25 protein-coding genes and 1 other RNA gene are annotated in these 24,696 nt (G+C 72.8%); 18 read left to right on the top strand and 8 right to left on the bottom strand.

Annotated elements, in window-relative coordinates; all coding sequences use genetic code 11:
- Positions 1-6: 6 nt before the first annotated feature.
- Positions 7-264 carry a DUF3040 domain-containing protein gene (locus GCE86_RS17700; protein WP_091269107.1) on the bottom strand — a complete coding sequence of 86 codons (258 nt, stop codon included), beginning with the start codon at positions 262-264 and terminating at the stop codon, positions 7-9.
- A 451-nt stretch (positions 265-715) separates the two neighbouring features.
- Between GCE86_RS17700 and GCE86_RS17695 the strand changes: the two genes are divergently transcribed.
- Genes GCE86_RS17695 through GCE86_RS17675 form a run of 5 tightly spaced genes read left to right on the top strand, consistent with a single transcriptional unit; the run spans position 716 to position 6,917 of the window.
- Complete coding sequence (locus GCE86_RS17695; RefSeq protein WP_154227995.1) at positions 716-2,752, top strand: DUF1800 domain-containing protein; 2,037 nt, start codon at positions 716-718, stop codon at positions 2,750-2,752.
- A 14-nt stretch (positions 2,753-2,766) separates the two neighbouring features.
- On the top strand, positions 2,767-4,140 hold the full coding sequence (locus GCE86_RS17690; RefSeq protein WP_244317314.1) for a DUF1501 domain-containing protein: 1,374 nt from the start codon (positions 2,767-2,769) through the stop codon (positions 4,138-4,140).
- The gene (locus tag GCE86_RS17685; RefSeq protein WP_154227993.1) at positions 4,137-5,552 is read left to right on the top strand and encodes a ferredoxin reductase family protein; all 1,416 of its coding nucleotides are present in this window, start codon (positions 4,137-4,139) and stop codon (positions 5,550-5,552) included. Before GCE86_RS17690 ends, GCE86_RS17685 begins: the two co-directional genes overlap by 4 nt.
- Positions 5,553-5,565: 13 nt before the next feature.
- Positions 5,566-6,162 (top strand): FMN-binding protein, encoded by a 597-nt coding sequence (locus GCE86_RS17680; protein WP_154227992.1) that lies wholly within the window; start codon positions 5,566-5,568, stop codon positions 6,160-6,162.
- A 29-nt stretch (positions 6,163-6,191) separates the two neighbouring features.
- Positions 6,192-6,917 carry an FAD:protein FMN transferase gene (locus GCE86_RS17675; protein WP_154230556.1) on the top strand — a complete coding sequence of 242 codons (726 nt, stop codon included), beginning with the start codon at positions 6,192-6,194 and terminating at the stop codon, positions 6,915-6,917.
- Positions 6,918-6,933: 16 nt separating this feature from the next.
- Here the strand turns inward: GCE86_RS17675 and GCE86_RS17670 are convergent, their stop codons facing one another.
- Together GCE86_RS17670 and GCE86_RS17665 are read right to left on the bottom strand one after the other, a co-directional pair.
- Positions 6,934-7,092, bottom strand: coding sequence for a hypothetical protein (locus tag GCE86_RS17670; protein ID WP_154227991.1), 159 nt, complete (start codon positions 7,090-7,092; stop codon positions 6,934-6,936).
- Positions 7,093-7,169: 77 nt separating this feature from the next.
- On the bottom strand, positions 7,170-7,841 hold the full coding sequence (locus GCE86_RS17665; protein WP_154227990.1) for a bifunctional DNA primase/polymerase: 672 nt from the start codon (positions 7,839-7,841) through the stop codon (positions 7,170-7,172).
- A gap of 243 nt (positions 7,842-8,084) precedes the next feature.
- On the opposite strand from GCE86_RS17665, the gene GCE86_RS17660 reads away from it, so the two are divergent.
- From GCE86_RS17660 to mctP, 7 genes are all read left to right on the top strand, one after another.
- Entirely contained in the window at positions 8,085-9,311 is a 1,227-nt protein-coding gene (locus GCE86_RS17660) for a helix-turn-helix domain-containing protein (protein WP_154227989.1), read from the top strand.
- Positions 9,312-9,324: 13 nt separating this feature from the next.
- Entirely contained in the window at positions 9,325-9,906 is a 582-nt protein-coding gene (locus GCE86_RS17655) for a flavoprotein (protein ID WP_154227988.1), read from the top strand.
- A gap of 128 nt (positions 9,907-10,034) precedes the next feature.
- Positions 10,035-10,865: a Nif3-like dinuclear metal center hexameric protein gene (locus GCE86_RS17650; RefSeq protein WP_208818132.1), complete on the top strand. Its 831-nt coding sequence runs from the start codon at positions 10,035-10,037 to the stop codon at positions 10,863-10,865.
- Positions 10,862-11,599, top strand: coding sequence for a zinc ribbon domain-containing protein (locus tag GCE86_RS17645; RefSeq protein WP_154227986.1), 738 nt, complete (start codon positions 10,862-10,864; stop codon positions 11,597-11,599). Before GCE86_RS17650 ends, GCE86_RS17645 begins: the two co-directional genes overlap by 4 nt.
- A 5-nt stretch (positions 11,600-11,604) precedes the next feature.
- Positions 11,605-12,795, top strand: a complete 1,191-nt coding sequence (locus GCE86_RS17640; RefSeq protein ID WP_154227985.1) for a bifunctional RNase H/acid phosphatase — start codon at positions 11,605-11,607, stop codon at positions 12,793-12,795.
- Between the two features lie 128 nt (positions 12,796-12,923).
- The gene (locus GCE86_RS17635; RefSeq protein ID WP_091269096.1) at positions 12,924-13,169 is read left to right on the top strand and encodes a DUF3311 domain-containing protein; all 246 of its coding nucleotides are present in this window, start codon (positions 12,924-12,926) and stop codon (positions 13,167-13,169) included.
- The gene (gene mctP / locus GCE86_RS17630) at positions 13,169-14,824 is read left to right on the top strand and encodes a monocarboxylate uptake permease MctP (RefSeq protein ID WP_154227984.1); all 1,656 of its coding nucleotides are present in this window, start codon (positions 13,169-13,171) and stop codon (positions 14,822-14,824) included. Before GCE86_RS17635 ends, mctP begins: the two co-directional genes overlap by 1 nt.
- 53 nt (positions 14,825-14,877) lie before the next feature.
- Here mctP and GCE86_RS17625 read toward each other — a convergent pair whose 3' ends face one another.
- Positions 14,878-15,345, bottom strand: a complete 468-nt coding sequence (locus tag GCE86_RS17625) for a MarR family winged helix-turn-helix transcriptional regulator (protein ID WP_154227983.1) — start codon at positions 15,343-15,345, stop codon at positions 14,878-14,880.
- 58 nt (positions 15,346-15,403) lie between these two features.
- Here GCE86_RS17625 and GCE86_RS17620 point away from each other — a divergent pair, with 58 nt between their 5' ends.
- The gene (locus GCE86_RS17620; protein WP_154227982.1) at positions 15,404-16,636 is read left to right on the top strand and encodes an MFS transporter; all 1,233 of its coding nucleotides are present in this window, start codon (positions 15,404-15,406) and stop codon (positions 16,634-16,636) included.
- A 42-nt stretch (positions 16,637-16,678) separates the two neighbouring features.
- Here the strand turns inward: GCE86_RS17620 and GCE86_RS17615 are convergent, their stop codons facing one another.
- A complete protein-coding gene (locus tag GCE86_RS17615) occupies positions 16,679-17,440 on the bottom strand; it encodes a sulfite exporter TauE/SafE family protein (RefSeq protein ID WP_154227981.1) in 762 nt (253 codons plus the stop codon).
- 136 nt (positions 17,441-17,576) lie between these two features.
- Here GCE86_RS17615 and GCE86_RS17610 point away from each other — a divergent pair, with 136 nt between their 5' ends.
- The 4 genes from GCE86_RS17610 to GCE86_RS17595 all read left to right on the top strand — a co-directional run bounded on the left by GCE86_RS17610 (position 17,577) and on the right by GCE86_RS17595 (position 21,003).
- Complete coding sequence (locus GCE86_RS17610; protein ID WP_154227980.1) at positions 17,577-18,086, top strand: SigE family RNA polymerase sigma factor; 510 nt, start codon at positions 17,577-17,579, stop codon at positions 18,084-18,086.
- The gene (locus GCE86_RS17605; RefSeq protein WP_154227979.1) at positions 18,083-19,492 is read left to right on the top strand and encodes a hypothetical protein; all 1,410 of its coding nucleotides are present in this window, start codon (positions 18,083-18,085) and stop codon (positions 19,490-19,492) included. Before GCE86_RS17610 ends, GCE86_RS17605 begins: the two co-directional genes overlap by 4 nt.
- A 128-nt stretch (positions 19,493-19,620) precedes the next feature.
- An RNA gene (rnpB, locus tag GCE86_RS17600) (RNase P RNA component class A) lies at positions 19,621-20,033 on the top strand.
- Positions 20,034-20,178: 145 nt separating this feature from the next.
- Complete coding sequence (locus tag GCE86_RS17595) at positions 20,179-21,003, top strand: LLM class flavin-dependent oxidoreductase (protein WP_154227978.1); 825 nt, start codon at positions 20,179-20,181, stop codon at positions 21,001-21,003.
- 577 nt (positions 21,004-21,580) lie between these two features.
- Here GCE86_RS17595 and GCE86_RS17590 read toward each other — a convergent pair.
- From GCE86_RS17590 to GCE86_RS17580, 3 genes are all read right to left on the bottom strand, one after another.
- The gene (locus tag GCE86_RS17590; RefSeq protein ID WP_154227977.1) at positions 21,581-22,111 is read right to left on the bottom strand and encodes a hypothetical protein; all 531 of its coding nucleotides are present in this window, start codon (positions 22,109-22,111) and stop codon (positions 21,581-21,583) included.
- Positions 22,112-22,535: 424 nt separating this feature from the next.
- Positions 22,536-22,766, bottom strand: a complete 231-nt coding sequence (locus GCE86_RS17585; protein ID WP_204342533.1) for a hypothetical protein — start codon at positions 22,764-22,766, stop codon at positions 22,536-22,538.
- A 35-nt stretch (positions 22,767-22,801) separates the two neighbouring features.
- Positions 22,802-23,455 (bottom strand): TetR/AcrR family transcriptional regulator, encoded by a 654-nt coding sequence (locus GCE86_RS17580; protein ID WP_244317007.1) that lies wholly within the window; start codon positions 23,453-23,455, stop codon positions 22,802-22,804.
- Between the two features lie 102 nt (positions 23,456-23,557).
- On the opposite strand from GCE86_RS17580, the gene GCE86_RS17575 reads away from it, so the two are divergent.
- The gene (locus GCE86_RS17575) at positions 23,558-24,682 is read left to right on the top strand and encodes an FAD-dependent oxidoreductase (RefSeq protein WP_154227975.1); all 1,125 of its coding nucleotides are present in this window, start codon (positions 23,558-23,560) and stop codon (positions 24,680-24,682) included.
- Positions 24,683-24,696: the final 14 nt, after the last annotated feature.

Raw genomic sequence — 24,696 nt, 5'->3', positions numbered from 1 at the left:
CCGCGGTCATAGCCAGCGCCGGCGGAACCGCCACATGAGGCCGGCATTGGCGATCAGCACCACGGCGCAGATCGCGCCGGCCATTCGCCCGGCAAGTACGGTCATCGCCGGCAGCGAGGCCCACAGCACGATCGTCAGCAGCATCAGGTACCGGCCTCGGCGGCCCCGGGCCCGGTGGTCGAGCCGGGCGAAGAACTGCGGGTCACTTTCCCGCAGCTGGCGGGTGATCTGTTCGAACCTGCGCTGATCCTCTTTGCTGAGCATGGCGGTGCCTTCCCCTCACGGCTTCAGCGGTTCGGCGGCATACCCGGATCGGGGGCGGGTCACGCGCCCCGCTGCTGCTGGTTTCCGCGAGTGGGACAGGCTCGGACGCGGCGGTCGGTGACCTCAGCACGGGCTTATCCGTGCCTTAAGTTTCCCTGAGGGGTTGAACGCCGCGAATAGCGCCGCGACCGGCCAAAACGTTACGCGGGGGCGGGGACCGCCCGGGTCGGCCCAGCTCCGGGGGCCGCCGGTCCGGGCTGCCCGCGCCGCCCGCCGGGCCGCGGGCCTGAGCACCGTCTTAAGTGCCCTCAGGGGTGCCGCCGGCGTGCCTTGAGCGCCCGGGAGCGCGTGGCTACTTTCCCGTAGCAACTCCTCCGGCAACCGTCGCCGCCCCTCCGCCCACCCCCTGGGTGGCAGGCGTGCCGGCGCTCGAAGAAAACGGGACAGCTACATGGCCGACCTGAACGTGCCACCGCGTCGACCCCGGGACGACCGCGGCTGGGACGGATTCCAGCACCCCCATCCGGACGGGTACCGCGACAACGCCATGCCGTACACCGGTCCCGGCGGCTACGCCGCCCCGGCGCCTCCGGCCTCCGGCCCGCAGTGGGTCGGGCCCGACGGCTTCGCCGGCGGCTACCCCCAGCCGTCCGGCGGGTACGCCCCGCCGCCCGGCCCCGGACTGCCCAACCTGGACGACGACGACCACGACGGCGAGCCGCGCCGCGGCCGGCGCCGGGCCCTCGTGGCGCTCGGCGGCGCCGCGGTGGTCGCCGGTGGTGCCGCCCTGGGCCTGTCCCCGCAGATCCGGGGCCTCTTCTCCGACGACCCCGCGGCCGGCGACGCGACCGGCACGGTCGTCACCGACGGCACCGCGGCCCGCCCGAGCGGCCAGCAGCCCAGCACGGTGCGCACCTACACCGAGCAGAACGAGAGCTACATGGGCTCCCGTGCGGGTCTGGCGCTCAAGCGCAACGCCCCGGCCGGTGGCCGGCTCTTCGCCGGCCCGGCGGCGGCCGCGGCGGCCACCCAGGTGACCGTCAAGACGGTGCTCGCCAAGGACCCGATCCGCCACCTCGCCAGCCGGACCACCTTCGGGCCGACGCCGAAGGTGCTCGCCGACATCAAGCGGCTCGGCATCGACGACTGGCTGCGCCAGCAGCTCCAGCCGGAGAAGATCGCCCCGACGAAGGCCGAGCTGAAGCTGGCCGAGCTGCCCACCCTCAAGCTGAGCCCCACCCAGCTGCGCGACCAGCGGGACCAGCTCAACGAGCGGGGCGCCCAGCCGGAGCGGGAGACCGTGGACGCCACCATCGCCCGGCAGATCTGGTCGGACCGCCAGCTCTTCGAGGTGATGGTCGACTTCTGGAACGACTTCCTGCACGTGGCGGCCGACTTCGACGGCGGCGAGATCTACCGGAACTCGTTCGACCAGGACGTCATCCGCAAGCACGCGCTGGGCAGCTACCCGGACATGCTGGTGGCCGCCAACAAGCACCCGGCCCTGCTCATCTACCTGAACCAGACCGACTCCCGCAAGGACGCGGTCAACGAGAACCTGGCCCGGGAGAACCTGGAGCTCTACTCGGTCGGGGTGGACGGCGGCTACACCGAGAAGGACGTCCGCCAGGCCGCCATGCTGCAGACCGGGCGGGGTGTGGCCGACGGGAAGTACCGGTTCTTCCCGGAGCGGCACTACGTCGGCAAGGTGAAGATCCTCGGGTTCAGCCACGCCAACAACTCGGCCGACCCGAAGGCCGCCGACAAGGTGATCGACCAGTACATCACCTACATCGCGCTGCACCCGTCGACCGCGCGGTACGTGGCGAGCAGCCTCGCCACCCGGTTCGTCTCCGACACCCCGCCGAAGTCGCTCGTGGACCGGCTGGCCAAGTCGTACACGACGAACAAGGGCCAGATCCGGCCGGTGCTGGCCACGCTGTTCAGCTCCTCGGAGTTCTGGGCCTCGGTCGGCCAGAAGGTCCGCCGCCCCATGGAGTACCTGGTCGCCACCTACCGCTCCCTCGGCGTGGGCCCGGAGGCGTCCGCGGGATTCGAGGGCGACAAGCGGCGCACCCCGTTCGCCCAGGGGCTGCGGCAGATCCAGGACAAGCTGCGTGAGCTGGGCCAGTACCCGATGGGCAAGCCCACCCCGGACGGCTACGCCGACGTCTACGTGGCCTGGACCTCGGCCGGCACCATGGTCGACGGCTGGAACGAGGCCGGCGACCTGGTGGCCGGTTACCGCAAGCAGTTCACCTACCTCCGTCCGGAGAAGCTGGTGGCGAAGCCGCCGGCGACCGCCGGGGCGTACGTGGACGCGCTGGCCCAGCGGCTCGTGCACCAGAAGCTGAGCGCCAAGGAGAAGGCCCTCGTGCTCGGCGTCGCCGGGGTGTCGGCCGGCGCCAAGGTCGACGCCACCTTCAACGGGGCCATCGCCGCGGTCGCGCGGACGATCCTCGCGTCCCCCCAGCACCACCTCCGGTGAGGCATTCGATGGAGATGACCGTGAACCCGTACCCCCTGCACCCCGAATGCCCCGACCTGCGGCGGCTGGCCGACAACCCGGCCGAGGCGCTGCTGCGCGCGGAGGCCGACATCGTCGCGGCGGAGAACGCCGCCGAGGCGGACCGGTACCGCCGGCTGGAGGAGCTGGAGGAGGCCCAGCAGGACGGCCGGGGCGTCACCCGGCGTACCTTCGTGGCCGGTGCCGCGGCCACGGCGACCGCCCTGGCCACCGCCCAGTTCGTCACCACCTCGGCGTCGTTCGCGGCGACGAAGACCGGCACGCTGATCCACGTCTTCCTCTACGGCGGGCTGGACGGGCTGAGCCTGGTCGCCCCGGCCGACGACCCGGTGCTCAGCCGGACCCGCCCCGACCTGCTGCTCGGCAACGACTCGCTGGCCCTCGGCCGCGGCTTCAAGCTGACCAGCGCGTTCGCTCCGCTGGAGAAGTGGCTCACGGCCGGCCAGCTCGGCTTCGTGCCGGCCGTCTCCGACCCGCGGCTGTCCCGCAGCCACTTCCAGGCCGCCGACGCCTGCAACCTGGGCGGCCTGCCCGGCGAGACCGGTGGCCGGGGCTGGCTGGACAGCCTGGTCGACACCCTCGGCAAGGGCACGGCGTTCCGCAGCGTCGGCATCGGCAGCACGCTGCCCCGCTCGCTGGTCGGCGTGAACGGCGCGATCTCCCTCAACAGCGTGGGGGAGCTGCGGCTCAACGGCGACGACCGGTTCCGCGCCGCGACCGAGAAGGCCATCCGCGGCCTCTTCACCGGGATCAACCACCCGGTGGAGGAGGCGGTCATCGAGGGCATGGGCGCGCTGGCCACCGCGCAGAAGCTGGCCGCGAAGCCGTACGCGGCCGCCGCCGGGGTGAAGTACGAGGGCGTCGGGTACGCCTTCCAGCAGCTCGCCCAACTCATCAAGGGCGGGGCCAACGTGCGGGTGGCGACGGTCGGCATGGGCGGCTACGACACCCACGAGAACCAGGGCACCCGCGAGGGCGGCCAGCTCTGGCGCCGGCTCAACGAGCTGGCGAACGCCATGGCGGCGTTCTTCACCGACCTCGGCGACCGGGCCGCCGACGTGACGATCATGGTGTCCAGCGAGTTCGGCCGGCGGGTCGCCTCGAACCAGGGCGGCACCGACCACGGGCACGGCGGGGTGGTCACCATCCTGTCCGGGCGCAAGCTCGCCGGCTCGCTCCTCGGCACCTGGAACGGGTTGAACGATCTCGACAGCGGAGACGTACCCGAGTACAACAACATGTTCAACGTCTACGGTTCGGTAGCGCAGGGCCGGTTCGGACTGACGACCGCGCAGGTGGACAAGGTCTTCCCCCGGCAGAAATACACTCCCGTGAAGCTGTACGCGTGACATATCAGGACACTTACGCCACCGGCCGCCGTACCGGGCCTTCCGCCCCGTACGGCGGCCGTCCGGCTGCCCCCGTACCCCCGGGTGTGCCGCGCCGGGGGCCGGGCGGGCGGCGGGCGCTGAGCGCTGTCTTCTGGCTCGGCCTGGTCGCCGCGGTGCTGCCCTGGTGGCTGGCCACCCCGCCCGGCTCGCTGGCCGACACCACCGGCCTGCTCACCGCGGCCGGCCGGATCACCGGCCTGGTCGCCGGCTACCTGCTGCTGGTCCAGGTGCTCATGATGAGCCGGCTCGGGGCGCTGGAGCGCCGGCTGGGCGGCGAGCGGATCTCGCGGGCGCACCGGGACGTCGGCGCCACTCTGCTGGTGGCGGTCCTCGCCCACCTGGCGCTGCTGGTGGTCGGCTACGCCCGGATGGAGAAGAACTCGATCCTCGGCCAGGTCGGCGCCCTCCTGACCCACTACGAGGACATGGTCTCGGCCTTCGTGGCCGCCGGGATCATGGTGGCGGTCGGCCTCACCGCGGTCCGGGGCGTCCGCCGGCGGCTGCCCTACGAGCTCTGGCACCACCTGCACCTGACCAGCTACCTCGCCCTGCTGCTCGGCTACGGGCACCAGTTCAGCAACGGCGCCCAGCTCTACGAGCCCGGCCCGGTGCGCACCGGCTGGATCGCCGCGTACCTGCTGGTGGTGGCCGCGCTGGTGTGGGGCCGGCTGATCGTCCCGCTGCGCTTCAACCTGCGGCACCGGCTGCGCGTCGCCGACGTGGTCGCGGAGAGCCCGGACACCATCTCGATCTACCTGACCGGGCACCGGCTCAACCAGATCGACCTGCTCGGCGGCCAGTACTTCCGCTGGCGCTTCCTCAACCCCGGCTGCTGGTGGCAGTCGCACCCGTTCTCGCTCTCGGCGGCGGGCAACGGCCGCTGGCTGCGGCTCACCGTCAAGGTCGTCGGCGGGCACACCGCCGAGCTGCGGGATCTCCGCCCGGGCACCCGGGTCTGGGCGCAGGGGCCGTCTGGCACCTTCACGGCGGCCCACCGGACCCGCGAGCGGGCCCTGCTGATCGCCGGCGGCAGCGGCATCGCCCCGCTGCGCGCCATGCTGGAGGAGTTGCCGCCCGGCGCGGCCCTGATCTACCGGGCCCGTACCCCGGCCGACGTGCTGCTGCACAACGAGCTGGACTGGCTCGCCCAGGCCCGGCACACCTCGGTCTGGTACGTGGTCGGCTCCCGCGACGACCCCGGTCCCCGCCAGGTGATGAGCCCGGAGGGGCTGCGCCGGCTGGTGCCCGACCTCACCCGGCGCGACGTCTACCTGTGCGGCCCGGGCGGCCTGGTCGAGGAGGCGGTCCGGGCGCTGCGCCGGGCCGGTGTGCCGCGCCGGCAGATCCACCTCGCCACCTTCGAGCTGTAGAGAGGCCCCGCCCATGCGTCGCGCGCTCCTCGCGATCACCGGCCTGGCCGCCGGCACCACCGCGCTGGTGGTGCTCAAGGGCGCCCCGGGCACGAGCCAGGCCGCGCAGGACCGGCCGGTCGCCGAGGCACCCGTCGTCCCCGGCGGCTCGGCGGCCCCCGGGCCGGCCCCCGGCGGCGTCACCCCCTCCGCCCGGCCCGGCGCGTCGGCGAAGCCGAGCGCCAAGGCCGGCGCGAGCCGCGCCCCCGGCACCCGGACCAGCGCCACCACCCGGGTCACCACCAGGGCCACGACCGCCGCGCCGCGGACCACCACGAGCGCGCCGAAGGTCACCACCCGGACGGTCACCGGGCCGGTGGTCAGCTACCGGTACGGCTCGCTCCAGGTGCGGATCACGCTGAGCGGGAGCCGGATCGTCGACGCCACCGGCCTCGGCATGCCGCTGGACGGGCAGTCCGGGCTGCGCAGCGACGACGTGCAGGCCCGCTACAGCGGCAGCTCGGGCGAGGTGGTCGCCAAGCAGAGCGCCAACCTGAACACCGTCTCCGGGGCCACCTACACCAGCACGGCCTACAAGCAGTCGCTCCAGGCTGCCCTCGACAAGGCATGAGGCCGGGCCTGCGCCGGGTCGAGCAGATCATGGGTACGGCGATCAGCCTGGACCTGGCCGACGACCTGCCCGCCGCCACCCTGCACGAGCTGGCCGAGGAGACGTTCGCCTGGCTGCGCGACGTGGACGCCCGCTTCAGCACCTACCGGACGGACAGCGAGGTGTGCCGCCTGGACCGGGGCGAGCTGCGGCTGGCCGAGGCGTCGGCCGACCTGCGGAGCGTCCTCGACCGCTGCGCCGACCTGTGGGCCGGCACCGACGGCTACTTCGACGCGTACGCCACGGGCCGGCTGGACCCGTCGGGCTACGTGAAGGGCTGGGCGGCGCAGGTGGCCTCGGACCGGCTGGTCGCGGCCGGCGCCCCGAACCACTGCGTGAACGCCGGTGGCGATGTCCGGGTACGCGGCCACGCGGCCACCGGCGACCCGTGGCGGATCGGCGTCCGGCACCCCTGGGACCCGGCCGCCACGTGCCTGGTCCTGACCGGCACCGACCTGGCGGTCGCGACCTCCGGCGTCTACGAGCGCGGCCACCACGTCGTCGATCCCCGCCGGGGCACCCCGGCCACCGGCCTGCGCTCGGTCACCGTGGTCGGCCCCGACCTCGGCGTCGCCGACGCCTACGCCACCGCCGCCGTGGCCATGGGCGAGCCCGGCATCGGCTGGCTGGACCGCCTGCCCGCGCCCTGGCGGCACGCCGTGGTGACGGACGACGCCCGCCTCCTGCACTCCCGCGCCCTCCCGCTCGCCTCCTGACCGGGCGCGCGGGGCGTCAGCGGAGCGGGCGGTGGGTCGTGGCGGGGCGGGAGCCGCGGGGACGCGACCCCCGGGGCCGGGTGCCCCACGGGCGGGTGAAGGCCCAGCGGTACGGGCGGCGCCGGTGCGGCGGTGGCTCGGTGCCGCCGTGGCGGGCCGCGTCGTCCTCGGACATCCTCCACCCCCGCTCCCGGCGCTTCCTGCGCCTCTCCAACAGGCACAACGAGTGCGATGCCGGGGAGGTCGCTGCCGTCAGCAGCCCCGGCGGGGGAGGGGCAGCTGGCCCGGGAGCAGGTCGGAGGTGAGCGTGATCCCGGCCGCCCGTAACGCCGCGATGAGCGCGTTCTGCACCAGGTACGAGTCGGGCAGCCGCCACCGCGCCTGTTCGGGGGCGACCGCCCAGCGGACCGTCCCCTCGGGCAACCGGGTCGGCGGGGCCGGGATCCAGGAGCCGGGCCCGTGCCGGACCACGTGGAAACAGTGCTCCAGTTCGGGGCGCAGCGGGTCGCCGGGGCGGACCAGGAACATCCAGCGCCCCGTGGGGGTGACCAGCACCGGCCCGCGTACGCCGAAGCCGGCCGGATGGGTGGCGACCGTGTCCAGCACGCGCCGGCCCAGGTGGGCCGCCACCTCCAGCACGTCGAAGGCGCGCCCGGTGGGCAGCAGCACCCCGTGCGGGCGGCTGCGCCACCAGGTGGCTACCCGGGCCGGGTCGGCGCTCGCCGCGTGCTCCCAGTTCTCCAGCGCGGGATGGCAGCCGACCGTGGGACAGCCGGCCCGGCCGCAGACGAAGCGGCTGTTGGCCAGGCAGGCGCCGGGGGTCACCTCCCAGCCGTGCGCGGCGTACCGGACGGCGACCCGGCGCAGCCGGACCCGTTCCAGCGGCGACAGGTGAGCCACGCGCGGTCCGACATTCCCCCACATGTGTGCCACCCCTTCTCGCCCCACCCGGACTGTCCACACGCCACATCTCGAAGGCCGTCACTGCCGTAACCCACACTCGTTGAGCTGACGAACGGCTCATGCAACTTGCACGAAAACTACGAGAACTGGCCGTACGGCCGACGTACAGACTGTGCGACCAGGGAAAACCTGAAAACCGAAGGACCGTCGCGATTGGTCGACCGGGGGGATCAACCGGATACGGGCAGGGGGAGGGATGGTCAGATGGACGAGCTACCCATAGGCCGGCGGGTCGCCTACTGGCGGAGCCGGCGCAAGATGTCCCAACAGGTCTTCGCCGACCGGCTCGGCAAGTCCAAGAGCTGGGTGGACAAGGTGGAGCGCGGCGTCCGGCGGCTGGACAAGTTCTCCGTCGTCTACGAGATCGCCGACATCCTGCAGGTCGACGTGCAACTGCTCCTCGGCAAGGACCCGGAGCGGCGCACCGACGCCCTCAACTGCATCGACCAGGTCGAGGTCGAGGAGATCCGGGCCGCGCTGGAGCGCTACGACTCGATGAGCGCGTACTTCGACGCGGCGCCCTGCCCCCCGCCGCTGGCCGACATGCGCAAGGCGGTCAACCACGCCTGGCTCACCTACCAGTACGGCCGCTACGGCATGCTCACCCGCGCTCTGCCCAAGCTGCTGCGCGACGCCCAGGCCGCCGACGCCGGCTACGGCGGCGACCAGGCCCGCGAGGCCGCCCACCTGCTCGGGCAGGTCTACCAGATCGCCTCCTCGGTGCTGCGCAAGCTCGGCGAGTGCGAGCTGTCCTGGCTGGCCGCCGACCGCTCGATGGCGGTCGCCCAGCGGGCCGACGACCCCCTGCTCGCCGGCATCGCCACCACCCGGGTCTGCAACGCCCTCGTCGCGATGGGCCGCCCCCGCCCCGCGCTCGAACTCAACGTGCGGATCGCCAACCGGCTGGCGCCCGGCGGCGAGAACGACGTCCGGCCGGAGCGGCTCTCCGTCTACGGCATGCTGCTGCTCCAGGGCGCGATGGCCGCCGCCCGCATCGGCGACTCGGCGACAGTGGACGACCTGCTGACCGGGGCCGGCGAGGCGGCCACCCTGCTCGGCGGCGATCACAACCACTACTGGACCTCGTTCGGCCCGACCAACCTGGAGCTGCACCGGGCCGCCGCGGCCGTCGAGCTGGGCGACGGCGGCCGGGCCGTGGAGACGCACCACCGCCTGGCCGTGCCCGCGTTCAACGCGCTGCTGCCCGAGCGGCGCGCGCACCACCTGCTCGACATCGCCCGCGGCTTCGCCCAGATCGGCGACGTCGCCAACGCCGGGGACATGCTGCTCCGCGGCGACCGGCTCGCGCCCTCCGAGATCCGTTGCCGGCCCATCGCCCACGAGGTGATGTCGGACGTACTCCGTCGCACACGGGGTGCGCCGCCTCCGCCGATCGCGGAGTTGGCTGAGCACATGGGAGTCGGAGTATGAGCGCGGACGTCGGATGAGCGGTTCGCACACCAGCAACGGGCACCGTCGGGTGCTCTACGTCATCGCCTGCGGTTCGCCGCTGGCCCGTCACGTCGGCCGGCTGGTCGACCTCGCCCAGCAGGACGGCTGGCAGGTCTGCGTGGTGACCACGCCGGACGGCGCGAAGTTCGTCGACCGGACGGCGCTGGCGCGCCAGAGCGGCCACCCGGTCCGCACCCACTACAAGAACCCCGGCGACCCGGACGTGCTGCCCGCGGCGGACGCCATGCTGGTCTGCCCGGCGACGGTCAACACGGTCAACAAGTGGGCCGTCGGCATCGCGGACACCCTGGCCCTCGGCCTGCTGATCGAGGGGCAGGGGATGGGGGTGCCGATCGCGGCCGTGCCGTACACCAACGTGGCGATGGCCGCGCACCCGGCGTTCCGGGCCAGCCTGGCCCGGCTCCGCGAGTGGGGCGTCCGGGTGGTCTTCGGCGACCACGTGGTGCCGCTGCATCCGCCGGGCACCGGCGAGCGGCACCTGGACGACTTCCCGTGGGCGGCCGGCCTGGCCGCCCTGCGCGCCGCGCCACGCCCGGCCGCCCCGGTCGGCTGACCGGCCCCGGCCGGGCCGGCGGGACCAGCCCGCCGGCCCGGTCCGGGCCAGGCGGCCCGCGCAGGCCCCCGACGCCGGTAAGCTGGCCCGCCGTGAGCACAACCGCATCGCCGCCCACGGTCGCCGACGTGGTGGCCGCGCTGGACCGCCGCTACCCGCCCGCCTGGGCGGAGGAGTGGGACCGGGTCGGCCTGGTGCTCGGCGAGCCCGGCGCCCCGGTCCGGCGGGTCGCCTGCGTGGTCGACGTGGTCCCGGAGACGGTGGCCGAGGCGCTCGCCGCCGGTGCCGACATGATCGTCGCCCACCACCCGCTGCTGCTGCGCGGGGTCTCCTCGGTGGCCGCCACGACGTACAAGGGCCGGATCGTGCACCGGCTGATCAAGGCCGACGTGGCGCTGTACGTGGCACACACCAACGCCGACGTGGCCGATCCCGGGGTGTCCGACGCCCTGGCCGCCCGGTTCGGGCTGACCGGGCTGCGCCCGCTGCACCCGCCCCGCCCCGGCTCGCCCGCGGCCGGCCCCGGCCGGGGCATCGGCCGGATCGGTGAGCTGCCCACGCCGCTCACCCTGGCCGAGCTGACCCGGCACGCCGCCGCAGTGCTCCCCGTCACCGCCTGGGGAGTTCGCGCCGCCGGGGATCCCGGGCGTATGGTTCGTACCCTCGCCGTCAGCGGCGGCTCGGGGGACAGCTTCCTCGCCGAGGCGACCGCCGCCGGGGTGGACGCGTTCCTCACCGCCGACCTGCGCCACCACCCCGCCGGCGAGCACCTCGCCGCCGGTGGTCCGGCGCTGCTCGACGCCGCCCACTGGGCGACCGAGCGCCCCTGGCTGGACGACCTGGCCGCCCAGCTGCGGGCCGAGCTGGGCGTCGAGACCGTGGTGTCCGACCTGGACACCGACCCGTGGACCGTGCACGCCGCCGCGCCCCGACCGGACGACAAGGAGCCCCGACCGTGAAGGCTGACCCGAAGGTGCAGCGCCGCCTGCTCGACCTGCAGGCGATCGACACCGCGCTCGCCCAGCTCGCCCACCGCCGCCGGACGCTGCCCGAGCTGGCCGAGCTGGAGGCCCTGGCGCGCGAACTCTCCGCGCTGGAGGACGAGCGGGTCCGCGCCCAGGTGGCCGTGGACGACCTCGACCGGGACATCGCGCGGCTGGAGAAGGACGTCGACCAGGTCCGGGCCCGCAAGAGCAAGGACGAGGACCGGCTGGCCGCGGGCAGCGGGCCGGCCCGCGAGCTGGAGGCGCTCCAGCACGAGCTGGCCTCGCTGAACCGCCGGCAGAGCGACCTGGAGGACGCCGAGCTGGAGCTCATGGAGCAGCGGGAGACCGCGCAGGGCGTCCTGGACGGCGTCGAGCGGCGGATCGCCGAGGCCCGGGACCGGCGTGCCGCGGCCGAGCAGCGCCGCGACGACAGCCTCGCCGAGATCGCCAAGGAGGAGGAGTTCAAGCGCGGGGCCCGCCAGCCCCTGGCCGGCGACCTGCCGGCCGATCTGGTCGCCCTCTACGACAAGATCCGCACGGACACCGGCCTCGGCGCGGCGCTGCTCACCGGCGCCCGTTGCGGTGGCTGCCGCCTGGAGCTCTCCGGCGCCGACCTGGCCCGGATCCGCAAGGCCGACCCGGACGACGTGGTCCGCTGCGAGGAGTGCCGGCGGATCATGGTCCGGACCAACGAGTCGGGGCTGTAGCCGTCGTGGCGGTGCGCGCGGTCGTGGTCGAGGCCGACGGCGGGTCCCGGGGCAACCCGGGTCCGGCCGGCTACGGCGCGGTGGTCCGGGACCCGGCGACCGGCGAGGTCCTGGCCGAGCGCGCCGAGGCCATCGGGACGGCCACCAACAACGTGGCGGAGTACCGGGGCCTGATCGCCGGGCTGGAGGCCGCCGCCGAGCTGGGTGCGGCCGAGGTGGACGCCCGCATGGACTCCAAGCTGGTGGTCGAGCAGATGTGCGGCCGCTGGCAGATCAAGAACCCCGGGCTGCGGCCGCTCGCCGCGCAGGCCGCCGCGCTGGTCGGGCGGTTCGAGACCGTACGGTTCGGCTGGGTCCCCCGGGAGCGCAACAAGCACGCCGACGCGCTGGCCAACGCGGCCATGGACGCGGCGGCCGGACTGGCACCGGCCGGGCCCGTGGCGGAGTCGCCGCGCGAGGTCGCCGCCCCCGAGCCCGCCGTGCGCGAGGTGGCCGCCCGGGCGGCCACCGGCCGGGCCACCGGCACCGACCCGGCCACCACGCCGGCGTCGTGGGAGCCGCGCCCGACCGAGGAGGCCACCCGGCTGATCCTGGTCCGGCACGGCGAGACCGAGCGCACCGTGCAGAAGCGCTACTCGGGGCGCGGCGACGTGCCGCTGACCGACCGAGGGCGGGCCCAGGCCCGCGCCACGGCCGCCCGGGTGGCCGCCCTCGCGCCGTCGGTCGCGGCCGTGGTCAGCTCCCCGCTCGCGCGCTGCCTGGCCACCGCCGAGGCGGTCGCCGCGCTGGTCGGCAACCCGCCGGTACGCCCCGACGACGACCTCATCGAGTGCGACTTCGGGGTCTGGGAGGGGCGCACCTTCGCCGAGGTGCGCGACGGCTGGCCCGGGGAACTGGACGCCTGGCTGGCCTCCACGAGCATCGCCCCGCCGGAGGGCGAGTCGTTCGTGGCCGTCGCCGAGCGGACCGGCCGGGCGGTCGACCGGCTGCGCACGGCGTACCCGGGGGAGACCGTCGTGGTGGTCTCCCACGTCTCGCCGATCAAGCTGGTGCTGCGCGACGCCCTCGCGGCCGGCGACGCCTTCCTGCACCGGCTCTACCTGGACACGGCGGGCGTCTCGGTGCTCGACCTCTACCCAGACGGCGGTGTCGCGGTCCGCTCGGTCAACGACACCTCGCACCTCGCGGACCTCTGAGCGGCCGTTCGGCGCACGCCAAACACCGCTCGGCGCATCGCCGTCCTCCGGGAGAACGTGACCGCGCTCACAGGGTCGTAGCCTCCGGCCGTCACATGGCAAGTTACGACTTCCCGGAGGTGTGTCACATGGCAGCACCAGAACCGGAGGCGCCGACAACGGCGCGATCCAGGGCGAAGGACCACAGTCCCTGGAACTGGTTGCTCTTCATACCGATCGTGGTGCCGCTCATCCCGGCCTTCTTCAACGCCGACTCGCCCCGGCTGTTCGGGTTTCCGCGTTTCTACTGGCTGCAACTGGCCTGGATCATCCTCGGCGTGGCCACCACCACGCTCGTCTACCAGATGACGAAGAAGCGGGGAGGTGACCGCTGATGTGGCGCGACCACCTCACCGAGATCATCATCTTCAGCTTCCTCTTCCTGCTGGTCAGCGGCATGGGTTTCGTGGCGGCCCGGTGGCGGGCGCCGCGCGACATGGCGCACCTGGACGAGTGGGGGCTGGGCGGGCGCAGCTTCGGCGGCTGGATCACCTGGTTCCTGGTCGGCGGTGACCTCTACACGGCGTACACGTTCGTGGCGGTGCCGGCGCTGATCTTCGGGGCCGGGGCGGCGGGCTTCTTCGCCGTGCCGTACACGATCGTCATCTACCCGATGGTGTTCCTGGTGCTGTGCCGGCTCTGGTCGGTCTCGCACCGGCACGGCTTCGTCACCCCGGCGGACTTCGTCCGCAACCGGTTCGACTCGCCGATCCTCGCGCTGCTGATCGCGATCACCGGCATCGTGGCGACCATGCCGTACATCGCCCTGCAGCTGGTCGGCATCGAGGCGGTGCTGAAGACGATGGGCGTGACCGGGGACAGTGCGGTGGCCCGGCACCTGCCGATCATCATCGCCTTCGCGATCCTGGCGGCCTACACCTATCAGTCCGGGCTGCGCGCGCCGGCGCTGATCGCCTTCGTCAAGGACTCGCTGATCTACATCGTGATCCTGGTGGCGGTCGTCTACCTGCCGTACAAGCTGGGCGGCTGGGGCGACATCTTCGACGCGGCCGACGCGAAGTTCAAGGCGTCACCCGCTCCCGGGGACGGCATCCTGCTCAACGCCAACAACCAGCTCCAGTACGTCACCCTGGCGTTCGGTTCGGCGCTGGCGCTGTTCCTCTACCCGCACAGCATCACCGGCGTGCTGGCCAGCCGGAATCGGGACGTGATCAAGCGGAACATGTCCGCGCTGCCGGCGTACAGCCTGCTGCTCGGGCTCATCGCGCTGCTCGGGTACATGGCCATCGCGGCGGGCGTGAAGCCGCTGCCCGGCGCCAAGGCCGGCAGCGTCGACGGCAACACCGTGGTGCCGCTGCTCTTCGACAGCCAGTTCCCGGACTGGTTCGCGGGCGTGGCGTACGCGGCCATCGGCATCGGGGCGCTGGTGCCGGCGGCGATCATGTCGATCGCGGCGGCGAACCTGTTCACCCGCAACATCTACAAGGAGTACCTGAAGCGGGACGCCAGCCCGGCGCAGGAGGCGAACGTCTCGAAGATCACCTCGCTGGTGGTGAAGGTCGGCGCTGTCGCCTGCATCGTCTTCCTCGACCCGCAGTTCTCCATCGACCTCCAGCTCATCGGCGGCGTGATCATCCTCCAGACGCTGCCGGCGGTGGCGCTGGGCCTCTACACCCGCTGGTTCCACCGGGGCGCGCTGATCGCCGGCTGGGTGGCCGGCATGGGCCTCGGCATGTGGATGCTCTACCAGATCGGGAACCCGGCGACCGGCAAGAAGCACTTCGCCGGCTCGGCCTTCCCGCTCTCCGAGTTCGGCTTCGACACGAAGAAGACGATCTACGTGGGCATCGTGGCGGTGCTGGTCAACCTGGCGGTGGCCGCGCTGCTCACCCTGGTGCTGCGGGCCGCGAAGGTGGCCGACGGGGTGGACGGCACCACCCCGGACGACTACTTCGCCGACGAGGGCGACCCGCGGGTCACCCCCGGCACGGAGCGGGACGCGGACGTCGCCCCCGAACCGGTCGCCTGACCTGACACCGAGGCCCCGGTCGCCACGTCGGCGGCCGGGGCCTCGCCGTGCGCTCAGCGGCGGCGGGTGCGCGATTCGAGGGCGTCGTTGAGCCGGTGCAGCAGGTCCGCGAGGCTCTCCCGGTCGTCGGGGGTCCAGCCGGCCAGGATGTCGCCGTAGAGCCGGGTGCGGGCCGCCCGTACCGCGGCCATCCGCTGGAGGCCGGCCGCGGTGGGGGAGATGACCGTGCCGCGCCCGTCGGCCGGGTCCGGGGTACGCGCGATCAGCCCGTCCCGCTGCATGGCGGAGACCTGCCGGGTGACCGTGGACCCGTCCAGGTTCAGTCTCGTGGCCAGCGCGGAGACGTTCTGCGGGCCGGCGGCTGCCAGGTGCCGCAGGATCACGTAGGCCGCCCGGTCCAGCACCCGGTGCTCGGCCGTGCCGCTGGCCCGGCGGGTCGCCTCGCCGAGGCGCATGAGCAGCGCGACCTCGGTCTCGATCCGGCCCAGTGTGACGTCTTCCGCGTTGGCGTCGTCCCTCATAGCTGTATGATACAACTGATTTACCTGTACGATACAGCTAACTGTCTGGAGGCGCGGAGTGGATCGGCGATCCGAACCCAACCGCAGTGCCATCTACGCCACCACGCTGGTGGCCTTCCTCGCCATCGCCGGCATCGCCGTGGTGGACCCCATCCTGCCCGCCATCGGCGAGGCCATCGGGGTGACCGCCTGGCAGGTCGAGCTGCTCTTCACCGCGTACATCGCGGTGATGGCGGTCGGCATGATCCCGGCGACCCTGGCCAGCGGGAAGTTCGGCTTCAAGCCGGTGCTGATCACCGGCGTCTCGGTGGTCGGCCTGGCCGCCATCCTCGCGTCGTTCAGCGACAACATCGTGCAGCTGTCGGTGCTGCGCGGCGTCTGGGGCCTGGGCAACGCGATGTTCTTCGCCACCGCCATGGTGGTGCTGGTCAACCTCGCCAACGACCGGGAGTGGGTGGTCGGCCTCTTCGAGACCGCCCTCGGTCTCGGCTTCGCCGTCGGCCCGCTGATCGGCGGCCTGCTCGGCGAGGTGACCTGGCGACTGCCCTTCTTCGTCTGCGGCGTGTTCATGGTGCTGGCCCTGGCCGTCGCCTCGCGCAAGCTCCGCGAGCCGGCCCACAAGCAGCCCCCGGTACGCCTCGGCGCGATCTTCTCGACCTACCGCAAGCCGGCGTTCGTCACCCTCTGCGTGGTCACGGCCGCCTACAACTTCGTCTTCTTCGTGGTGCTCGGCTACACGCCGCTCTACCTGCACCTCGACGTCATCCCGCTGGGCTTGGCCTTCACCGGCTGGGGCCTGGGCCTGGCCGCCGGCATCCTGCTGATCGGCCACCGGCTGGCGCACCGGATCGGCGCCGTGCAGACCGTCGGCGTCGCCATCGCCGGGCTGCTGGTCTGCATGGTCCTCTTCGCCACCTCCACCGGCACCGCCATGTCGCTGGTGGTTCTGGTCCTCGCCGGCCTCTTCATGGGCCTGGCCAACGCCAACCTCACCGACCTGGCCCTGGGCCTCGGCTCCCGCGACCGGCGGGTCGCCACCGGCGCGTTCAACCTGGTTCGCTGGGGCGCCGCCGCGCCGGCCCCGATCATCTCCGGCAAGCTGGCCGAGCACTCGCTCGCCCTGCCCTTCTGGGTCGGCTTCGGCGTCCTCGCCGTCGGCGTGCTGGTCTACCTCGCCTTCGCCCACGTGATGGCTGCCGGCTACGGCGAGCGGGTGCTCTGGTCCCGGTGGAACTCCGCCGCCCGGCGCAACGAGCACGCCCCGGAGGAGCCGGTCGGCGAGGCGTACTGAGGCGGGGAGGGGCCCTTCCTGGAAGGGCCCCTCCCCGCTCGGTCAGCCCAGGGCGCGGTAGAGCAGGTAGAGGCCGATCACCGTGCCGAAGACCACGATGAGGGTCCGCAGCACCACCGACGGGAGCCGGCGGACCAGCCGGGCGCCCACGTACCCGCCGATCAGCGTCGCCGGTGCGACCACCGCCACGGCGGCCCAGTCGACCGGGCCGAACAGCGCGAACACCACCAGCGTGGTCAGGCCCACCATGGCCGAGAGCAGGTTCTTGATGGCCGACACCCGGGCCAGCGTGGTGTCCAGCACGAGGGCCAGGCCGGCCACCAGCATCACCCCGAGCGCCGCGCCGAAGTAACCGCCGTACACCGTGCCGAGCGCGACCATGGCCTGGACCGTGACGGTACGGCGGCGCGGGCTGAGGTCGGCCGGATGGCCGACCAGCCGGCGCAGCGGATCCTGGAAGGCCAGCACGGCGGTCGCGCCCAGCACCAGGAACGGCACCACCAGTTCGAACGCGCGCGCCGGGGTGGCCAGCAGCAGCACGCAGCCGACGACCGTGCCGGCCACGGCGGTGGGCAGCAGGGGCCAGAGTGCCCGCCCGCGGGGCAGGTCCATCCGGCTGCCCGCCACGCTGGCCACGTAGCCCGGGAAGACCGACACCGAGTTGCTGACGTTGGCGGGCACCGGGGGCAGGCCGATCGCGATCAGGGCCGGGAACGTGATGAGGGAGCCGCCCCCGGCCACCGCGTTCACCGTGCCCGCGGCGAGACCGGCGGCGACCAGCAGCGCGACGTCGGAGAGGTCCATGGTTTCCCGAGGCTAGTACCTGCCACGCATCTCGTCCGGCGCGGCTCTCAACCTTTCGCGGCCCTGCCGCGTCGGTTGAGGCAAAGGGGTCGACGGAGGGAGCGTGCGGTGCGGGATCACATAGGGGGGTCGGCTGGTGGATGACCCGGAGTTCCGCGAGTTCGTGCAGGTTCGCTACGCCGACCTCCTGCGCACCGCGTACCTGCTGACCGGCAACCGCGACGTCGCCCAGGACCTGGTGCACGACGCGCTGCTCAAGGCAATGCGGCACTGGCGGCGGGTCGACGAGCCGATGGCGTACGTGCGGCGGGCGATGGTGAACGAGCGGACCAGCCGCTGGCGCCGGCTCGGGCTGCGGGAACTGCTCACGTCGGCGGTGCCGGAGCGGGTCGGGCCCGACAGCACCGACGGAGTGGCCGTTCGAGACGAACTGCTCGCCGCCCTGGACCGGCTGCCGGTCCGGATGCGCACCGTGCTGGTGCTGCGCTACTGGGAGGACCTGCCAGAAGCCGAGGTCGCACTTCTGATGGGCTGCTCGGTCGGGACGGTGAAGAGCCAGGCGGCACGTGGGCTGGCCCGGCTGCGCGAGGTGCTGGGCGTCGGTCTGGCCGACCTGGCCGGCGAGTTGAAGGGAGAACCGGCATGACGGTGGACGAACTGCGGAACGGACTGGCGCGGATCGCCGCCTCGGTGGTCCCGGACGACGACCCGTACGGTCGGCTGCTGCGCCACGCCCGGCGGCGCCGACGAGCCCGGTGGGCCGGCGGGGGCGCGTTGCTCGCCGGGTTGCTGGCCACCACGCTGGTCGCGCCCGTGCCTGGGGTCGGTGACCTCCGCCCCTGGCTGAGGGACCCGGAGGGAGGCTCCGGTTACCCGGTCACCAGCGACTGGGTGTGGCGGCTCCTCGACTCGCCCACCCGGGGCAGTCTCGCCGCCGACCGGTCGCTGGTCGACGAAATCACCCGGGTGTTCGACCAGGACCGCGACGAGGCTGGCATGAGCGACGCCCTGCCGACCGTCAAGGTGCTCTTCGCCGACGACACGGCCGGGGTACGCACGGTCGTCGTCGCCTACCACTCCGACACCGCCGCGGCCCTGGTGTCGAAGACCGGCCCGGTCAAGGCCCCACCCCGGGAGCTGGTCCGGGCCGCCGGCGTCAGCAACCTGCCGGCCGCGCCGTTCACCGTGCTCGGCGACAGCATCGAAGGATCCACCTGGCTGCTCGGCCTCGCTCCGGCGGGCTGCGTCCTCTCCACCGCCCCGGCGGCGGCCGTGACCACCGACGGCGACGTACGGCGGACCTGGCAGCCCGCCCCCACGCCGGGCTATCTGCTCCTCACCGAGCAGCGCATCCGCGGCTGGTGGCGGGTCGACTGCGACGGCGCAATCCAGGAACAGGGCCCGGTCGGCCTCCGGACCGGCGAACTCACCGGCAAACCGTCCGGTCCGGCGCCCGACGACGAGCTCAGGGCGGCGGAGCAGGCGGCGGTGGCCTCGTACCAGGTGCTCGCCGAGGGCACCGGACTACCGGCGGACCCCGCCCCGGTGCGCCGCTGGTCCGGCCGGATTCCCGGCGAGGGGCTCCCAGCCTCCATCGCCGGCCCGGCCTCCGGTGTCGGCCCGGTCGTGCTCCAGGTGGGCGCCGGCCCCAAGGCGCTGCTCGCCATGGCCGCGTCGGACGACGCCCGCCCCGACGACACCGGGACGTCGGCAGCGAGCCGGGTCGACTGGGCGCTGGTGGCCACCGCCGTCACCAGCTCTCCGGAGCTGACCGCGGTACGCGTGCCGGGCCGGTCCGGTGGGCACGCCGTCCTCACCGACCAGTTGCTGGTGGCCCCGGCGGACGATGAGGCTGTCGAGGTGGAGGCCATCGGCACTGGCGCCCGTTCGGCCGCGCGGGTGCAGTACGGCTTCGCGGTCCTGTCCGTGCCGATGGGGGCGGACGTGACCCTGCGCGTGCTGGGCGCGGGCGGCAAGCTGCTCGCCTCGCAGGAGCTGCACGAGCCGACGGGGGAGCGCATCTTCAACGAGCAGGTCAGGTCCGCCTGGTAGCGGCCCCGGGCCCGCTGCCGGCTCCGGCCGCCGCTTGGACCGGCGGCCGGGGCCGCTCACGATCAGCGGAGCGCCCGGGCTGGGAAATGTGCGGACCGGTCCCGTCGTTAGGATGAGGGCGCGACGGACGAGTCGACCGGGCGGTCGCGTCGGCGGGCCACGGCCCGCCGCCGAGGAACGTCCGGACTCCACAGGGCAGGGTGGTTGCTAACGGCAACCCGGGGTGACCCGCGGGACAGTGCCACAGAAAACAAACCGCCGGCCCCGAAACGGGACGGTAAGGGTGAAACGGTGGGGTAAGAGCCCACCAGCATCCCGGGTGACCGGGATGGCTCGGTAAACCCCACCCGGAGCAAGGCCAAGAAAGGGTCGTCACCGCAAGATGACGGCCCGCGCAGACGCTTGAGGGCGGCCCGCCCGATGTCTGCGGGTAGGCCGCTGGAGCCTGCCGGCGACGGTAGGCCGAGATGGATGGCCGCCGCCGGCCCGCCCTCCGGGGCGGTGCCGGTCACAGAATCCGGCGTACAGGTCGACTCGTCCGTCGCCCACCAGGCCAGCCCACCCTCACTCGGTGGCTGGCCTGCTGTTTCTGCGGGTGTTGCTGGCTGTCGTCGGTCGTCATTGGTCGGCGCTGTGGAGTCATGCCGGGCTGTCGGTGAGATCGATAGCTAACTAGGATTAGCGAGGTGCCTCGCTACGCTGTGGGTCTGCCGAATGTCGGACCTTTCGCGGACGCCCGGATACTCGTCGATCTGGCCGTCGCAGCTGAGGAGCAGGGCTGGGACGGCGTCTTTCTGTGGGATCACGTGCTGTACCACCAAGCGGACTGGCCCCTGATGAACTCGGTCGTCGTCGCCTCCGCGATCGCGGCCCGGACGTCGCGTATCCGGCTCGGCGTGCTGATGACCGCTCTACCCAGACGTCGGGTGCAGACCGTGGCTCGGGAGACCGTCACCCTGGACACCCTCTCCGGCGGCCGGCTCGTCTTCGGCGCGGGCATCGGCTCGATGGACATCGAGTACGCCGCCTTCGGCGAAAATCCCGACCTGCGAGGCCGCGGCAGACGGCTCGACGAGTCCTTGACTCAGCTCACGGACCTGTGGTCAGGGCAAGACGTGCCCATGCCATCCGGCGAGCGGGTACGCATGCTGCCGACACCAGTACAACAACCGCGCATACCCGTCTGGTGCGCCGGCCGGTGGCCCAACCGACCCGGTTTCCGCCGCGCTGCCCGTTGGGACGGGGTGGTAGCGACGTTTGCCGACGCGGGCAGGACTGTTCCCGTGCCGGTCGAGGACTTCGCCGACGCCGTACAGTTCGTCGCTTCAGAGCGGGGATCGCTGGATGGGTTCGAGGTCGGGCTTGAGGGTTGGACGTCGCCGGACAACGCCCCCGAGGTCATCGCGCCGTACGTCGCCGCCGGACTGACCTGGTGGATCGAAGCCATGGGCTGGTGGCGCGGTGGAGTCGACGACGCGCGGCACCGCATCCTGGCAGGCCCTCCCGGCTGAGCCACCACCCCGGCCTCTTCACACTCCGTCCGGGAAGCGACGGCTGGAAGGTCTCCTCACGACGAGTGCGCCGACCCCTCGCTTGTAAGTTCTGGGCGCGCCGTCCGGCAGGGTCCATCCCCATCTGTGACCTCGGGCGACTGTCCGCGCCCTACCGCCGGCGGTTGGCCTCGTCCCGGATCGTTGCTGTCGCCTCCCCTGGGCTAGCCGCTGTGCGGAACGAGGATTTTCGGCGAGCGTCCGCTCAAGGTGCTCGTGCAGGTACACCTGCTCATAGCTGCCGGCAAGGTCGATGGCGAGCGCTTCGGCGGCGGTCAGATCACGCAGGTGACCGCTGGCAGTCTCTCCTGACCCGAACTCGCCAACGGCGGGCAAGCCGGCAATCGGTGGTTCGGGCCGGTGGTAGAACACGACCAGGTGGTAGTCGTCTGCGCGTTGATCGCCGCGAACCCGTCCAGGTCATCGCTCCGCCAGCGGCGCAACAGCAGCCGCGGAGTCTCCAGGGACGTGGCATCAAGGGAGCCGCGAACAAGGCTCGGCATGTCTCCAGGTCCGGATGTCGATTGCTCGCGGCGACCTACGGACGGGCCGCCTCGCGCCGCTCCTCCCGGCGAAGCAGGGCCGTCGAGATGACCGCGGCGAACACGCAGAAGCACCCCGCCACCGAGACGGCGCTCCGCTGATCCTGCGCCTTCAAGGTCAGATACTGGGCCTTGCTGATGACCGTCACCTGCCCGTGGTTGTTGGCGACGTACGCTCCGGCACGCTGCTCCGGCACACCCGGTGTGCCACCGAGGGAGAGAACCGCGACCAGCCAGAACCCGGCGAACAGCAGCCAGCTTGAGATGAGCAGCCAGCCTGGCATCGTCTCGCGCAACAGACGCCACATCGCCTGGCCACCACCCGCCGCCCTGCCGTTGCCGTTCTCCCGGATCATGAGCCTCCGGACGGCGAAGACGGTGACGACGAAGGCCGGCAGAGCCAGTAGCAGTGCCGACGCCAGGATGACGGGCGTGGGCAGCGGAAGTCCTTCCGGCACCATCGAGGCCGCTAACAGCCCTGCGCACCAGACGATCCCGGCCAGGGCGATCCGGCGGGTCCACTTCATGGGGCGGAAGCTACAACAGACGGACCACCCCGCGCCGACCCCGGATCGGGCCTAACCAGCGTCCAGGCTCGTCGAGGGGCAAAGGTGTGGCCTGTCAGCGTTGATCGGCAAACGCCCGAGGGGTCGCGGCGACCAGCGAGTTCGCCGGCCGCTCGATCCCTCGCTCATGCGCGTGGTCTCCGCGTAGGGCGTCCACGGCGCCGGCGCGCGAACGCGTTCATGCAAGGCCGTGACGGTTGATGCCCGCAGTAGGGATCGACCGCTGAGGGCCGCCGGGCCGAAGGCGAAATGGCTTGGGGGCCCCGCAGCCGCGGAGCCCCCCGGACTCGGCCCGGCTTGAACGGGCTGCCACCCTCTCCGAGTTGCGGGGCGTGGTCATCCGGAGCCACCACGCCTTGGGCGAGGACGAACCCATTGAACGGCATCAGATCCGGCGACGAGGTTCCTCGTCGGGACCGCCGCCGTACGGAAGCGGGACGCCCAGGGCTCGCCAGAGGTCCCGGAGCACCCGCCCGAGCCGTGCGCTGTCGTCTGTCGACAGTTCGGCGATGGGCATGCCGGCGGCCTGGTGCTCGCCGACGTTGTAGATGAGGTCCGCGAGCGACGCGGCTGTCGGCCGGTCAAGGCGAAGAACGACTTCCTCCTCCTCAGGCATGTCCCGCACCCTAAGGCTCCGGCAATGGAGTCAGGTCATCGGTGGGGATGGCCGGTGATGCCGTCCAGGATGGTGGTCAGGTTGCGGTGAAAGGTTTCCTCGGCGTCGAGGTGGGCGCCGTCGACGACGAGCCGCGCGACCGTGGGATAGCGCCCCGTTTCGAGCATTCGGGTGAGGTAGGGGCCGAGGCTGGCCTGCCAGGCGGCCTCGTCGGTGCCGGTGGAACGGGCGGTGCGCCGCTCGGTGACCTCCCTGCGGAGCGCGCCGACGAGGAAGGCGTTGAGGGCGCCCAGGGCTCGCTGGAGTTCCTCGATGGTGCGTACGCCGGGGGCCTGGCTGAGCGCCGCCGCGGTCGTCTCGCCCACGGCGAGCGCGTGGGGTCCCAGGTGCGGTCTTGCGCCGAGCAGGTCGGCGAACCACTCGTGCGCCAGGGCGGCGTCCCGGGTCCGGTGCACGACGGCCAGTAGCGTGGCGCGCCATCCGGAGTGCTGGCCGGCCTCGGCGATCTCGGCGTAGACGGCGTCGACCATCAGATCGAGCAGTTCGGACCTGTTGGTCACGTAGTCGTAGAGCCGCATGGGACCGACGCCGAGTTCCTTGGCGATCTTGCGAACTGACAGGCCGTCGAGGCCGTGCGCGTCGGCCAGGCGGATCGCCGCAGCGGCGATCTTGGCGCGGCTCAGCGGCACCGGCGCCGCCCGCGGCTGAGGCTCCGGCCGTTCCCAAACGGGCAACCCTTCGCTACCGTACGACGTATCCACGCGATACAGCGTACGGTAAGGGAGCGGAAGATGCGACTCGCGATCGCCGGCGGCGGCCTCGGTGGCCTGACGTTGGCCAGAATCCTGCACCGGCACGGCATCGACGCGGTGGTCTACGAGCGCGAGGCGAACCGATCCGCGCGGTCGCAGGGCGGATCGCTCGACCTGCACCCGGAGTCCGGGCAACGCGCCCTGGCCGAGGCGGGTCTCGCCGGCCGGTTCCGGTCGCAGGCGCGGCCCGAGGGCGAGGAGCATCGCATCCTCGACCCGGCCGGACGCACCCTCGTGCACCACACGCCGGATCCCGGCTCGTTCTCCGGACGCCCCGAGATCGACCGCCGGGCACTGCGCGATCTCCTGCTCGATTCCCTCCCGGGCGACGCGGTGGCGTGGGGGCACCGGCTCGTCGCGGCGACCCCGCGACCCGACGGGGGCTTCGTGCTGACGTTCCACGGTGGCCACCGCGCCGAGTGCGACCTTCTCGTCGGCGCCGACGGCGCACGCTCCGTCGTCCGTTCGCTGCTGACCGACGCGAGACTGTCCTACGTGGCCACCCTGGTGGAACTGAGCATCAGCGACGCCGACCGGCGCCACCCGGACATCGCCGAGCTGGTCGGCCCGGGAAACCTGTGGTGCATCGGCGCGAACCTGATCCTGGCTGCCCAACGCCTCGGCGACGGCAGCATACGAGTCGGGTTCTCGGTGCGGGCGGAGGATCGGGACGTCGACACGTACCGGACCAAGCGGGACCTGCTGGACCTGTTCGACGGCTGGGACCCGCGCCTCACCGCACTCATCGAGGCCGGCGACAGCGCGCCGACGCCGCGCCGGATCGAAGCGATGCCCATCGGTACGCGCTGGGCGCACCGTCCGGGACTCACCCTCATCGGTGACGCCGCGCACCTCATGCCGCCGGTCGGCGAGGGGGCCAACCAGGCCATGCTCGACGCCGCCGAACTCGCCGGCGCACTCGCCGCCGACCCCGCCGACCCGGATTCGGCGATCCGGGCGTACGAGGAGGCGATGTTCGCCCGGACCCACCGGATCGCCGAGATGTCCGCGCGGGTCCAGGCCATGATGCTGTCGCCGACCGCGGCGGACGACATCGTCCGCTTCTTCACGGCGCGGCCCACCGAGCCGGCACCCGCCGAGTGACGCGCACCGGTTAC

It is taken from the genome of Micromonospora terminaliae, from assembly GCF_009671205.1.
Taxonomy (GTDB): domain Bacteria; phylum Actinomycetota; class Actinomycetes; order Mycobacteriales; family Micromonosporaceae; genus Micromonospora; species Micromonospora terminaliae.
Note: the sequence above shows the minus strand (reverse complement) of the source record. Positions and strands in the feature narration are given on the sequence as shown.

Coding starts and splice junctions, on each gene's coding strand:
- GCE86_RS17700 (WP_091269107.1), bottom strand. CDS start 264: ATGCTCAGCAAAGAGGATCAGCGCAGGTTCGAACAGATCACCCGCCAG.
- GCE86_RS17695 (WP_154227995.1), top strand. CDS start 716: ATGGCCGACCTGAACGTGCCACCGCGTCGACCCCGGGACGACCGCGGC.
- GCE86_RS17690 (WP_244317314.1), top strand. CDS start 2,767: ATGACCGTGAACCCGTACCCCCTGCACCCCGAATGCCCCGACCTGCGG.
- GCE86_RS17680 (WP_154227992.1), top strand. CDS start 5,566: ATGCGTCGCGCGCTCCTCGCGATCACCGGCCTGGCCGCCGGCACCACC.
- GCE86_RS17675 (WP_154230556.1), top strand. CDS start 6,192: ATGGGTACGGCGATCAGCCTGGACCTGGCCGACGACCTGCCCGCCGCC.
- GCE86_RS17670 (WP_154227991.1), bottom strand. CDS start 7,092: ATGTCCGAGGACGACGCGGCCCGCCACGGCGGCACCGAGCCACCGCCG.
- GCE86_RS17665 (WP_154227990.1), bottom strand. CDS start 7,841: ATGTGGGGGAATGTCGGACCGCGCGTGGCTCACCTGTCGCCGCTGGAA.
- GCE86_RS17660 (WP_154227989.1), top strand. CDS start 8,085: ATGGACGAGCTACCCATAGGCCGGCGGGTCGCCTACTGGCGGAGCCGG.
- GCE86_RS17655 (WP_154227988.1), top strand. CDS start 9,325: ATGAGCGGTTCGCACACCAGCAACGGGCACCGTCGGGTGCTCTACGTC.
- GCE86_RS17635 (WP_091269096.1), top strand. CDS start 12,924: ATGGCAGCACCAGAACCGGAGGCGCCGACAACGGCGCGATCCAGGGCG.
- mctP (WP_154227984.1), top strand. CDS start 13,169: ATGTGGCGCGACCACCTCACCGAGATCATCATCTTCAGCTTCCTCTTC.
- GCE86_RS17625 (WP_154227983.1), bottom strand. CDS start 15,345: ATGAGGGACGACGCCAACGCGGAAGACGTCACACTGGGCCGGATCGAG.
- GCE86_RS17615 (WP_154227981.1), bottom strand. CDS start 17,440: ATGGACCTCTCCGACGTCGCGCTGCTGGTCGCCGCCGGTCTCGCCGCG.
- GCE86_RS17605 (WP_154227979.1), top strand. CDS start 18,083: ATGACGGTGGACGAACTGCGGAACGGACTGGCGCGGATCGCCGCCTCG.
- GCE86_RS17590 (WP_154227977.1), bottom strand. CDS start 22,111: ATGAAGTGGACCCGCCGGATCGCCCTGGCCGGGATCGTCTGGTGCGCA.
- GCE86_RS17585 (WP_204342533.1), bottom strand. CDS start 22,766: ATGCCTGAGGAGGAGGAAGTCGTTCTTCGCCTTGACCGGCCGACAGCC.
- GCE86_RS17575 (WP_154227975.1), top strand. CDS start 23,558: ATGCGACTCGCGATCGCCGGCGGCGGCCTCGGTGGCCTGACGTTGGCC.